Origin of the sequence: Ohtaekwangia koreensis, assembly GCF_900167975.1 — a bacterium.
GTDB lineage: Bacteria > Bacteroidota > Bacteroidia > Cytophagales > Cyclobacteriaceae > Ohtaekwangia > Ohtaekwangia koreensis.
The window spans coordinates 2,023,522-2,037,576 of record NZ_FUZU01000001.1 but is presented as its reverse complement, the minus strand read 5'-3'; the positions used below and the strand labels follow the sequence as shown (position 1 = coordinate 2,037,576).

The 14,055-nt window shown below is 42.2% G+C and carries 6 protein-coding genes; 2 read left to right on the top strand and 4 right to left on the bottom strand.

All coding sequences use genetic code 11. From position 1 onward, the window contains the following. Window positions 1-101: 101 nt before the first annotated feature. Window positions 102-491, bottom strand: a complete 390-nt coding sequence (locus tag B5Y40_RS08360; RefSeq protein WP_079686229.1) for an OB-fold protein — start codon at window positions 489-491, stop codon at window positions 102-104. A gap of 236 nt (window positions 492-727) precedes the next feature. Here B5Y40_RS08360 and B5Y40_RS29335 point away from each other — a divergent pair, with 236 nt between their 5' ends. Then, a complete protein-coding gene (locus B5Y40_RS29335; RefSeq protein WP_143785656.1) occupies window positions 728-1,561 on the top strand; it encodes a hypothetical protein in 834 nt (277 codons plus the stop codon). 358 nt (window positions 1,562-1,919) lie between these two features. Here the strand turns inward: B5Y40_RS29335 and B5Y40_RS08355 are convergent, their stop codons facing one another. From B5Y40_RS08355 to B5Y40_RS29575, 3 genes are all read right to left on the bottom strand, one after another. Beyond that, the gene (locus tag B5Y40_RS08355; protein WP_079686228.1) at window positions 1,920-3,173 is read right to left on the bottom strand and encodes a peroxiredoxin family protein; all 1,254 of its coding nucleotides are present in this window, start codon (window positions 3,171-3,173) and stop codon (window positions 1,920-1,922) included. Window positions 3,174-3,342: 169 nt separating this feature from the next. Further along, a complete protein-coding gene (locus B5Y40_RS08350) occupies window positions 3,343-4,566 on the bottom strand; it encodes an OmpA family protein (RefSeq protein ID WP_079686227.1) in 1,224 nt (407 codons plus the stop codon). Window positions 4,567-4,645: 79 nt separating this feature from the next. Further along, window positions 4,646-4,816, bottom strand: a complete 171-nt coding sequence (locus tag B5Y40_RS29575) for a hypothetical protein (protein ID WP_159453632.1) — start codon at window positions 4,814-4,816, stop codon at window positions 4,646-4,648. 762 nt (window positions 4,817-5,578) lie between these two features. On the opposite strand from B5Y40_RS29575, the gene B5Y40_RS08345 reads away from it, so the two are divergent. Continuing rightward, the gene (locus tag B5Y40_RS08345; RefSeq protein ID WP_079686226.1) at window positions 5,579-14,050 is read left to right on the top strand and encodes a PKD domain-containing protein; all 8,472 of its coding nucleotides are present in this window, start codon (window positions 5,579-5,581) and stop codon (window positions 14,048-14,050) included. Window positions 14,051-14,055 lie beyond the last annotated feature (5 nt).

The following is a 14,055-nucleotide window of genomic DNA, read 5'->3' as shown; positions in this document are numbered from 1 at the left end:
ATTATCCATTCTCTGTATTAATGAGTACAAGAGAACCGATTTTATTACTAAACTCATGTCAGTAATTTTACCTAGTTGAATCAGACATAGATATACCCACTCTATCCATCTGACTTGGAAATAATACATTTAAAAAGGATGACATGGATCGCACAGCCTTTACAAACACCTTGTATCGTTACTGAATCGCCAACTTTTAACTTTCCCTTACTTATTTTTCCTTTGAAATAACATTTCACTGTTATCATAATCATGCCTTCGCCTGCCATCCACACGATACCTTCATCTTCGCGTATATCTTTTACGAGTCCCTCTACCCTAAGCTCTTTCTCCAGATATTTTTCATTTGCACCGCTTGAATCTTTAACAAATGACGAAATCAATGACGATGCCTTAACTTCTATTGGTGGCACTTTCGGTTTTCTTAAACGCCTAAGCGCAACAACAGCAACAAACAAAAGCACAGCTATACTTACAATGATCATTCCCATACTATATTATAATTATATAGCAAAGAAAGTCAGACCAATGCATTATCTCTTCAGCAATTCTACGCTGTAACTCTTGCTACTTCTACAGATAATTACTTCCGTATAAATACGGAGCCATACGGCAACAACAGGTGTATTCACAAATGTCTGTAATTATAGTACAAACGCATAGGTATATTTACTTAGTAACGAAGTAACGCTCAAAAGGTATTTTTAATATTCCTAAAAGTACACCAATGAGCTTTATCCAGAAACTTAAAAAACCGTTCAATCTGCTGCACCGAAGCGGCCGTATAGTAGCGTTGATTTTAATTATACTCTTTCCGTCTGTCACAAAACTACTTGCACAAACTACTTTAGAGAGACTCGAAATTCCTAAAAAGGGTTTTTATATATTGAAAGAGGACAGCCTGATTATCGATGAATTGGTCATGAACGATTCTTCCAACATAATACTGTTCAGATCATCTTCTGCAAGCTATATCAAGGTCAATAAAATGATCATTGGCAATCAATGCTGGATTATTGGCACAGGTCGTTCAGGAACCTACGGCATAGCTGGTAAAGATGCTGATCAAGCTTACGGCCCTTGCACACATGGCAAAGTTGGAAAGCCCGGAACCAATGGGACCGATGGTGAGCCTGGCAAAAATCTCACGCTTGAAATAGATTACTTTGAGTCAACGCAAGCCTCTCCGCTCCTGGTAAGACTCAACGGTGGCAATGGTGGTGACGGTGGCAATGGCGGACATGGAGGGAATGCGAACAAGAGTACTACACATTGCTCTTGCAATGGCGGAAATGGAAGTAACGGTGGCAATGGCGGTAACGGAGCAGCGGGTGGCTCATTAACATTTCAATGTTTAAAATGTCCTGCAAATATACTGTCATCTGGCACGATCAAAATCAACCTGCTTGGTGGTTATCCTGGATACGGTGGCGAAGGCGGGCGTGGTGGTTCAGCGGGTTCAGGAGACCAAAACTCTAAACCGGGTATACCAGGAAAAGTGGGTACAAAAGGAAAAAAGGGGCAGGAAGGAATGTATATCTATACCAAGCCCGGATCTTAATATACACATTGCTATTATATAATGACTATTCTGCATTAACAGAATACTCAATGCCATGTTAAAAGAGGAAATTGAAGAATCAATTTCCTCTTTTACATTGCTAATCATTGGTCTACCAATTGATATTCGGCCTTGGATAACAATCCCATTTGAGTCATAATTACTAAGGCACGATTTCATTGATGAGCTAAGAACCGGCCTACTGGTATAACACTCTTCTATAACCGATATAAGCATGAATGTCAACACCAAAAACATCACCAAGGTTTGAATACAATCCAAAAACAAAAATCCCTGTCCCTACTTATTGTAGAGACAGGGATTTAAGATAGAGCAGTTATACTAAAACTATATATTATTAATTCAGACTTTCTTTCAGCAGTGTATTGATTATTTCATTGAAACGTTCTACATACTGATCATAGTAGAACCCTGTGCCCGGCCCTGAGAATCCAGTATGTATCTTTTTTACTTTTCCATCTTTACCTATAATAATTGTTGTAGGGAAAGCCATCACATGGTTCAGCATAGGCAAAGTCAGAGAAGCTTTTTCCTTGTCATTCGTGCCTGCTATAACAAAAGTATACGGCACTTTTAATGTTTCAACCATTTTCTTTACACGTGTGCTTGCATAGTTGAAATCGCTTTTGCGTTCATATGCGAGCCCTATAATTTCAACACCTCTCATCTTGTTGGCATTATACCAGTGTGAAAAAAAAGTAGTCTCATCCATACAATTAGGGCACCATGTTCCAAAGATTTGCAGGATTACCACTTTACCTTCGTACTTACGATCAGGAAAAGACACCTTCTTTCCTTGTATGTCAGGAAAAGAAAATTCTATTTTATCAAACCCGGACTTCAGATACGTTAGTGATTCGGGATCTGGTAAACTTGCGTCTTCATTTTTCTCTGCTACCCAAAACTCTGTCCACGTTTGACCGGAAAAAAATTCACCAATCAATGTATTGTCAGGATTTCGGTTTGCTGTAAACAGATAAGCATGGTTACCATCAAATGCACTCAGATATAGTACACCTTTATTAACAGAACCTTCGAGATAGCGGTAGTCACCTGTGGTTGTTAAAAACGTTCCGGTAACATAGTTACCCTGTTGTTTGAAAATACCAATCGCCTCTGAAGTATCACTTTCGTGGATAAACTTCACTGCATATTTCCCGCTATAATCCGGCTCAGTGATTAAATTCAAATCCTTTTTTACAAAACGATACTCCTCTCCATGTACTGCATGAAACGGAACATTATAGTGTTGTTCATAATTCTTTATGAATACACCACTGAGCGAATCTCCTTTACCATATATTTTTGCCTTGATGTTAGCATCAAAAATATGAAGTGCTATGTTAATAGAGTCACCCGTAATTTTCACATCTTCCAATAGCAACCGTTCTTCACCATTCATGATATAAAGATCTAACCCACCAGAAGGATCGGATGTTACTTTGAAATTGAAAGGTAGTTGAAGTCCCTGGATTTCCAGTGTTGCACGCCACACACCAGATTTGATAGCTTTCTCTCCTTTTGCTCGAACTGTATTGCCTGCAAGCAGACAGACAACCAGACTGATAACCGTGATTAATTTTAGATTCATTGTGTAGTTAATAAATAGACATTACCCCGCAAAAAACGGGAAAAGATATACATCATGTTCACGGTATTTATTAACAGATCAGTGTACTTTCTACACCTAGAATATACTAGGTATAAATACGTACCTTTATATCGGTACGGTATAGCTGATGCCATAACCCATTGAATAATCAATCTTCGAGGATTTCAATCTCTACACGTACATTCTCCTGTGCCTTCGTGCTACGTTTGTCATGCACCGGTTTTTTCCCGCCCCATGCTTTAATTTGCATACGCTCCTTTTCAATTCCATTCTCGATGAGGAATTCACGTATAACTTTGGCACGTTCTTCTGATAATTCTTTCGCGGAGCCAAATCCTTCTTTTGTGCCTGACAACGAAAAAAAGCTCTTACTATCTCCCATGAAAACGATCTTACCGTAAGCACCTCCATTAGTATGCCCGTGAATCTTTATCATATACTTTGGATTCTCCTTGAGCATTTCAACCAGGCTGTTCACTTCATAATTCGATTCGGGTCTCATGACAGCTGCATCCTTAAAGAAATATACATTATACATTACAGCTATATCACCCTTCTTGAGACGCACCATTTCAAAAGGCACTACAATATTATTGGCAGCATCTTGTGATATGCCGTCCATCGCTAGTGGATCTTTAAAATCAAGAGAGTTCTGAACCCTCCTATAGCCAAAGATGTCACATATAAAAGAGATCTCGCCTGTGTTCGCATTGGGAGATAACAATACCGAAGTATTCGCCTTGTATGAACCAATCTTACGGGAATGGCCGGTATCAATTGCATCCACATCTCCCTCAATAAGTTTTTCGTCATTGGCACGGAAAACGCGAAAGAAAAAACGCTTGCCATCTTTTTCATCTATACTTTGGCTTTCTTGCGGCACCGGCAAATTCCCGGTGGCCGAAGCAACAACATTTGGAGCACTCTTTTGCGAAGTGGTATCTTGCTCAACACGAAGAGGACTTTCTACCGAGCTCACACTCTTGCCGGCTATATTTTCATTCTGCACAACATCATTGTTAGCAACAATATTACTATCCAGCATCAAACCATGATACACCCATGTATCATACAAATCTGTTTCGGTTCGCAGACGTTGTGCTTCCTGGACTGCTTTTTCACGATCGATGGTCTGCAACGCATATACATAGTACCAGGCACGTTCAGTATTCAATGCGTACCCTGCTTGAACATTTTTTGTTGTTACCTGCTTTACAAAATTCGTGGCATTGTCGTGAATTGCAAAAACTCCCACGACAACATAGTATCGATTATCTTTGATTACATCAGGTTCCGTTTCACCTTGTGACAAAGCTTCAATTCTTAACACAGCAATCATCACCAGGATCATCGCAGATTTTAGAGACTTCATATATACTTTCCTGAACTTTACATTTATAAATACGGACCAATGATAATTATCACGTTCCGTTCAAATCGAGCTATAAAAATTAATCCAAACCAGTAACGTCACTTCTCTTCCACACTCTGCCACTTTCTATAGACTCTACAATCTCTGCATGTCTCTTATATACGGTGAAGAGAAGCTTTGCCTCATACTCCGTTATTTTTCTGATCACAATTACCCGTGGAGGGCGGTCTGGATTCTTTGGCGTTGACATGTTACTTACGTTTATCGCTTGACTTCACTTTTTAGTCAACCATTTTCATCACTCAATACTTTGTGAAGCATTGAGTCTACTTACTCCGCTCTTTAATTATAAAGCTTATTAGTTGACTACGATTTAAATCAAAATACTTATGTAGTCTTCTATCCAAGCTTTTTACCTGCGGCCGATCCGACTAAGTAAATACCAGAAAAAGGAAAATCAGAAAAACGATACCTATACCAAACATCATGGAGATCACTTCTCTGTCTCCACGATCAAAATTTCCGTTAGACTGCATATTCTAATTTGTTAGTCTCAGTACGATTAACTATATGCCAGCAAATGTACTTCATCATTATCAACACAATCTTAAGCGCCTTTACCTATAAGGAAACGCTTTTTATACTTTGATAGGCGTCCGTAAAATTACGGATGTGTCTATCCGTACTATACTTTACCCTCGTGTCTTCGCTCACACATCGTCATAACCTTATAGCGCATTTACCTTACATGCCATCTGGATTACGATCTTGTAAATTGGAAGATCAAAAATCAATTTATGTCACTCAAAAAAAGTATATAACAGAAAATACACGTGACAAAAATCAATCACTTACTACTATTTTTTTAAAATTCACCAAGTATATTACCTAGCATCTCAGTATTAATACGGATATATATCTCAGTCCATTACCGAAATCTTGTGACTCATCAAATCCTACCTTTGTCGCTAGTAGATTTAGTAAAGTCAATACACTTTTTAAATACGGAAGCATGCTTAGATCTTTACGCGCTCATTTTTTTCATCTATTCTTCTTAGCGCTCATTTTCTTTACCGGAATTCATGAAACAAAAGCTCAATGCGTTGGATTACCTACGGTTTCATCGTTGGGGAGTAATAAATTTCCAGCAGGCTTTTGCTCACCAGTAAATGCCCGGGTCACCTATAATGTTGGTTTCCTAACACCTGTACCAGCAGGCGCCATCAGTATATATATAGATTGGGGGGATGGAACAAACTCAACTATAGCCCAGGCACAGGGACAAACATCCTATAGCGCAGACGTTACGCATACTTTCCCGGTAGATAGTGATTGCGAATTTGTAGTGGTGATGACCATTCGGTATAAAGGTTCACTTTGCCCGATAACGCGACAAGTACAACGCATAGCATCGTGGAGAACAGATGATCATAATGGAGGTAAAGTTCAATTAATCTCACCGGTTACTGGTACCACTGAACACCCGGTATGTGCTGGAGTTGATTTATCCGTTGTATTTCAGGATGCTACAAACTGGAATTGTAATGCAAGCTATGTTCATCCTCCAGGGCCGGATGCAGTGGAGAGTCCAAACATAGCAAACCGCTGGCAACAGATTGTATATAACACAGGAAGCACAGGTTCAAAAATACCTAACCTAAGTGTTGATGGTATACCGGTTACAGGGGCCGCAGGTGTCGACCTGCTAAGCAACTACCAGGATACACGTGGTATAAATTATATGTCGAGCTCGGCTGTTATCGCGAATACTAAAAGATCATCGCTTACAATAACAGCTCCAGGTGGTTTTGGTGCCGGCTATCCACAGGTTGGCGATGTAATTCAGATCACACTACGATACTGGAATTTTTGTAATCCTTACTCTAACAATCCGTTATCACCACTGATGCCTGTAAATGGCGATCTCATAAACGGTGATAATGCACCGATTGAAAAAACTGCAACCATTGTGGTGGTAAGTGCACCGGTTGCACCAACACCAGCAGCAGATCAAACGGTTTGTTATAACAACACTCCGAATGCGTTTTCAATCTCAGGTGTACCTGCAACCCACATTGTAAACTGGTACGCTAATGTTGCAGGTGCTACTGATTCTCCTGGAGCACTAATTACTTCAGGAACATCTACATCACTTCCACTCTCATCACATCCAAATTGGGTAGATAAAAAAACACCCGGTGTATATAAAGTATGGGCAAGCTATCAACCAAATGTAGCGAATGGCCTTAACTGCGAGAGCCCAAAGGTACTTATAAAACGAACGATCCGTGAAGATATAGTGCTGCCTAATCCGACCAGTACCATTCCTACCGAAGTTTGTAACGGAACGGCCAGCAGCCCAACTACGGTTACAGTTACCATGCCCCCACTGGATAGTTATCCTGTTGGTGGTGCTACACAATATACATGGACAGGATCTTCTGGTGTAACCGTAGCATCAAGTACTCCTACATCTGCAACCTTTAATTTTAATGTCAGCTTCTCAGCAGGACAATTATTTGTTGACAGAAAAATTTCAGTCAGGAAACAATATGCGGCCACGCCTTCATGCTTTAAAGAACTCTCATATACCATAAGAGTCTATAATCCATCTGTAGGAGGTACACTATCTCCTGCACCTGACGTTTGCCAAACATCTCCGGTTGGCAACATTACACTGTCTGGTAACATCGGATCAGTCGTGCGGTGGGAGATGTCCTTTAATGGAGGTGCATTCAACACAAACGCTTCTCTCGGAACGAGCACAACTATATCTCCAGGAATTCTTTCACCCGGTATATATAAGTTCCGTGCGGTTGTAGATAATGGTCCTTGTAATGAGGCTGTGAGTGGAGAAGAACAAGTGGAAGTATCCACGAATCCTGGCCTACCGGCGAATGCAGGCACAGACCAGTTTGTATGTCAATTGTCAGGTACAACGCTAGACTCTTCTCCTATTGGAGCAAGCGATCCCTCACCTGGAATCGGTACGTGGTCATATATAGGAAGTGTTCCCACTGGTTTACCGGAACCGGTATTTACCACAGGAAAGAATGATCGCAATGCCTATATATCTGTATCGGCTACTAATGCTGGTGCCTATACTTTACGCTGGACAGTAAACAGTGGTTCGTGTTCAAGCTATGATGATGTTGTTATAGACTTTGGAACCAACCCAACGGATCCAAATGCAGGGTCAGACAAGCAAGCATGCGGCCCTTCTACAGTGCTGGAAGGAAACTCTCCTTCTATAGGAACAGGTAGCTGGAGCATTGTGAGTGGTCCATCAGGTTGTACTGGAGCGGGATGTCCCATCTCCATTAGCGATAAAGCTTCTGCCAAATCACCCCTTACGCTACAAGGTTCACCTTACTCATACGGAGCCTATACATTGCGATGGACTATCACGAGCGGTGGCGCAGCGTGTTTTCAAAAAACGGATGATGTCACAATTACCTTTGATGAGCCTGCCGAGATTACCAGCGCACCAGACGTTTCAACTGTATGTCTCGATCCTAATAATCTGGCTCCTATAAAACTAACAGGTATAGTAGCAGCAGGTGCAACCGATGGTCATTGGGAAAATGTATCGGGAAATGGTACAGTTTCAGCAAGCAGTGCTACCGGTAGTGGTTCTATTACCATTGAAGCAAACTATACTCCTACAATTGAAGACTATGACTTGGGACTACCTATACGTGTAAAATTAGTGGCATCGCCAGATCCATCCAATTCATGCTCGTCTGTTGAACAGGAAGTAACTATAGCAATAGACCGAAAACCTGTTGCAAATGCGGGAACAGATATACCAAACATCTGCGAAAGCTTTGTGAAGCTGAATGCCGAATCGCCTGCACATGGCGCCACCGGTAAATGGACTACAGCAGTAGCGGGTGTTACATTCGATGACATTACAGATCCATCAACAACCGTGCGTGGCCTCACTGTGGCGCCTAGCAGTGTCGTTGTAACTTGGACGGTTACCAGTGCCAGTGGCAACTGCGTTTCCGATCCATCTTCGGTTACATTGACCCGTGCTGAACTCCCGGACGCAAATTCCTATACGGCAATAGAGTGTGAAATATCACCTGCGGGTGCACCCGTTGTTGCAAATTTGTTATTGACAAACTATGAGAACACCATTACAACATGGCCTGCTGCCAATCGCACCATAACCTGGTATAAAGGCGGCACACCTCCAACGGGTATGGTTGTGAGCGATCCTTCAGTCGAACAAACCAATATATCATCCGGTCAAATATACTTGGCACGTATCCGCGACAATGGTTCGTCATGTACGCACGATGCAACGGTAACCATAGATGTTCGCGCTCTTCCCGTTGCCAAAGATGCTACCGTTGCATTTTGTGAAGACACTCCGGGAAGTAATCAGGTTTCAAACATTGATCTTAGTGATGCTACCTATGTAGATGAAGTAACGGGTGGAGCAACTAATGTTACTGTTAACTGGTACCCTTCGCTATTCGATGCACAGAATAATACCTTTGAAATTACATCACCTGTAGATATAAACGGAACTGCAAAATACTACGCGCGCGTAATGTTCAGTGACAAACCGTCTTGTGCAGATTATGCAGAGCTTACATTAACAATTAAAAATATACCCAATGCGAGCCAGATCTTCGGACGGGAATCCGCATGTCAGGGCGATGCTGTTGAAATATACCAGGTAACTCCGCTCAGTGGAGTAAAGTACCGTTGGGATATACCTGCAGTATATAATGTTTTTGGTGGCGGTACTACCAGTGATTTTTTTGTACTGCTTCAATTTCCAAACGCAAGCGTCAATGCTATACCAGATACCATCAAGGTCCAGGTGGAATTGAATGGTTGCAGTGGTTCGGTTATCAAAAAACCAATCTTGGTGTCTCCTACACCTGGTAAACCTACGATTCACGGTGATACAGTAGTCTGTGAAAACAGTGAAGGGGTCAGCTATAACGTAACACCAAACAACTACCCTACTTCTTCCTATAGCTGGGAGATCCGAAAGCTTTCCGATAATTCTGTAGGAGGTGCCTTCATTGCAGATGGTCAGGCTACCAATAAAATACTTGTCAATTATTTAAGTGAAGATATTATAATCAGCGTACAGGAAAGCAACTCTATATGTGTAAGTCCGGCTAGTCAGGATACGATCCGGATAAATAAGCGTCCCATCATGCTGAACAATGATCAGCAAATATGCAGTGACTATCCAACAGGACTTAAATTTGAGATTGATCCTTCGAGTCCGGTTGCCATTGACAAGTATAATATTACCAACACCAGTTTTGCTACGGAGATCACTCCTATCAATGGACCAACGAAAGGCGTAGACGTTGCCGCAGACACTGCGCGCAACGATCAGTTTCAAAACCTCAAGGCGGTGCCATTACCGGTTAACTATACCGTTGTGCCTGTAAGTATTGGGGCAACCGGTAAAGAATGTACAGGTGATGCACAGATCATAACGCTTACGATAAAGCCTGAACCACAGCTTCATCCAACGCTTGATAAGACTCTTTGTAGTGGTGTAGAAACAGGTGTCACACTTGCCTCTGCTTCCAATACCTTTCCGGCAGACAAGTTTATCATTGAAAGTATATATGTCCCCGCTGGCGTCACAGCACTAACGACCATACAAACTCCGGACGCAACTACGCAATATAATGCAGATGCAATCAAAGCACATAAGTGGGAGAACATCAATGGAAGTGATAGCACGGTTATCTATACCATCCGTCCCTATAGCACACAACTGACTTGTGCCGGAGTAACACGCCAGGTAAAAGTAACTGTCCATCCTAAAACAATTACCAACCCGATAACAGATTTTGAAAGTTGCAATGACGATCTGCTAAACGTTGCATTCTCGTCTGCCAATAACTCGGATGCCAGTTTCAGTTGGTCGGTTAAATCATCCGACAGCTATATAACAACCGGTACTCCAACAGGTCAGGGAGATATTTCGAACCTGCTGATACAGAACTCAAAGACTGTGGATGGCACCATAACATTTCAGGTTATTGGAACGAATACAACAACAGAAGGAAGTTGTGAAGGTCCTGCAGAAATCTTCACTGTAAAAGTTCATCCTTCACCGGAAGCAACCAAAATCGAAAAGACGGTTTGCTCGGATATACCCGGAGGCAATACGTATACTGCCGATCTGAAAGCATTGGAATCGACTATAACATCGAACGCTGGTACTGCAAACACAAAAATCACGTGGTATAAAAGCGCAACGTTGGCTTCGTCCGACATAATTCCTCCTGCAGCTTTGAATGCCTATAGCATGCAACACCAGGTACCAGTATATGTTGAAGTGGAGTATACTCCAACTACCTGTAAGAAAGTTATCACAGTTGAATACACCGTTAATCCAAATGTATCTTTTGAAGCCACGGCAACAGATTTGTTTTGCAACGGCTTGAACAATGGTGAGATCACCGTGTTCGTAAAAAACGGGACACCGTCTTATTCCTATAAAATCAATAATGCACTGCCGATCGGAGCACCGTCTGATACTTATACATTCAACTCTTTATCAGGAGGCGACTATACAATCGTTGTTCAGGATCTGAAAGGATGTAGTGCTACTTCTGTTATACACGTATCTGAGCCAACGGCCCTTACTGCGCAAGTGCAATTAAAGAAAGCGATCAGTTGCTTTCAAACGAAAGACGGAGCCATTGAAACACTTGCCAGTGGTGGTACCGCACCTTACACTGAATACAGGATCGTGCAAACGAACCAGCCTGATGCTGATAACGATGGTATATTTGAAAACCTCGCAGTAGGAGCCTATAACGTGCGCGTGAAAGATAGCAACGGATGTTTTGCGACTACCGAGATGCTCACGCTCGATCAACCAACGCCTGTTGAAATAAACTCAATAGCAGTAGCCACGGATGATGCCGGGTACAACCTCACGTGTAAAGATGCAACCGATGGTGAAGTGCAAGTTAAATTTACCGGAGGTACTACAACAACCGCTATACCCTATACAATCACGCTATCGAAAATAAATTCATCTGATACACCAGCAACCTTACAAGGCACGGAAAGTGTCCTGTTTACAGATCTTGGCAAAGGCACCTATACTATAGCAGTTAAAGATGCAAATGGATGTGCTTCACGATCTACGTCAGCTACTATATTAAATCCTCCGGCTTTGAATGGCGGTTCTATCGGGGTAGATCAGTCTATATGCTATAGCGATACACCACAGGATAGTGACACCGAGATGATCCAGGAAATATCGACACCATTTGGTGGCGTGGAAAATTATCAATACCAGTGGGAACAATCCGTTGATGGTAACGACTGGATTCAAATCCCGGCTTCGGCAGGTGGTACAGTGAATGTATATGATCCGCCAGCACTAAATGAGACACGATATTTCAGAAGACTTGTTTGGAGTGTTTCCACACGGACAGGGAAATACTGTGAAGTAAAAGGCTCTGATGCAAGCGAGTGGGTTAAAATCACTGTCAACCCTCCTCCTACTGTACAAATATCTGGCCCTTCAAACTTATGCTATGGAAAAACAGGACGCATTACTTTAAACGTTGTATCCGGAGCAATTCCGATTATATATAGCTATACCGATGGAACAAACATTGTCGCCAATGAAGAAGGCGGAAAAAGCAATGTCATTGTAGTTCCTGAAACTACGGTAGACACTAAGTATACATTTTTTGATATCACGGATGCCAATGGTTGCAAGGCAGAAGACCCTCAACCTGAAGAAATCCATGTCATTAATGTATCTACTGACTTTTCAATTGTAGGTGCAGATGGACAGTGTCCTGGAAATGATTTCGAATTTAAGTGGAACGTTGAACCGGATGTAAAATACGAATGGATCTGGTCAAGCGATAGTTCAACGGTCATACAGGCAGATGAACTTTCTCCAGGCGATCACACAATCCGCCAGGGATTTGCAGCTGGATCTCCAGAAGGTTCAACTGTATACAATGTAAAATTAAAAGCATCAAACTTCCTTTGCTCACCGGATCCGTCCGCCAAGCAGATCACTATATATCCGCTAATTGCCTTGAATGTGCTGCCCGGTGATACATCACTTTGCAGCGGCGAGACGGCTAAGTTTCAAGATCTTTCATTAGGCATTGATCACGGCTCATGGTATTACCATATTCCTGGTACAACGGATAGGCTGGAGGAAACGGCCGCTCCGGTGGATGAAATCTCGTACGTCATGAATAACAACACTACTCAAAATCCGATCGTGTACGAAGTGGTATATGAAGCCGCTAACGATGAAGGTTGCAAAGGTGAGTATAGAAAAGAGGTTGTTGTTTACAGGGGCGTAACAGCTGACCTTACCACTGATAACGTACCTCCACTCACGGCAGGTGTATCAACGATTACATTTAACAATACGTCTACTCCTGTTGCCAACGATTTTGAGTATATCTGGGATTTTGATGACATTAAAGCCACACCATCTTCTGCCAATGGTGTTGGTCCCTATACTGTAGACTATCATACAGCCGGCACAAAAGATGTTACACTTACCGCCACGAACATCGCGGCCCGCGATGCTGGTGAATCGTGCAATAGCAAAAAACTATTACGCATTAAAATTCTTCTGCCAACCGTAAAGGCCGCTTTCACGGCAACACCTTTAGCAGCTTGTTTTCCGGCTGACATAGAAGTAACCAATCTTTCACCCGGTGCTGATACATTCCATTGGCAATTGTATAGTGCCAGCACGCTGATCGACAGCTCTGCATTACGAAGTCCGGTATTCAGAGTTTCACGACCTGGCTCCTACTCTATCGTTCTGAAAGCTGAGTACACTGCCAGTGGCCAATCAGACACAACCAGCCTGCGAGGTATATATTTATATGATGTGCCCTTAGCCAGCTTCGAATTACGCCCAACCACAGTATATATTCCAGATATGGAAGCGCAAACCTTCAACTTCTCTACGGGAGCCAATCAATATAGCTGGGACTTTGACGATGGAACGACTTCCATTGATGCAGAACCGAAGCATATATATGAGCTAGAAGGAAAATATACCATTACGCTAGTAGCAGGATATAACAACGGTGAAAAAGATGTGGATGGTGATGGCGTTCCGGATGGCAATCTGGTATGCTATGACACCGCGCAACACGAGATCAACGCCGTGCAGGGAGGCTCTTTAAAAGTACCAAATGCATTTACACCAAACGTAAGCGGATCTACCCGTGGTAATGGTGTGCCGGGCAGTGGAACCTTTAATGATGTGTTTATGCCGATTGTAAAAGGTTCAGAAGAATATACCATGGAGATTTTTGACCGGTGGGGTAATCTGATCTATGAAACAGAAGATAAAAACAAGGGATGGGATGGTTACGATCGAAACGGCAGACTGATGCCAGCAGGTGTATATGTATATAAACTTGTAATCAAGTTATCGAACGGACAGCGTACAACCAAGGTAGGTGACATAACTCTTATCCAATAGTATAG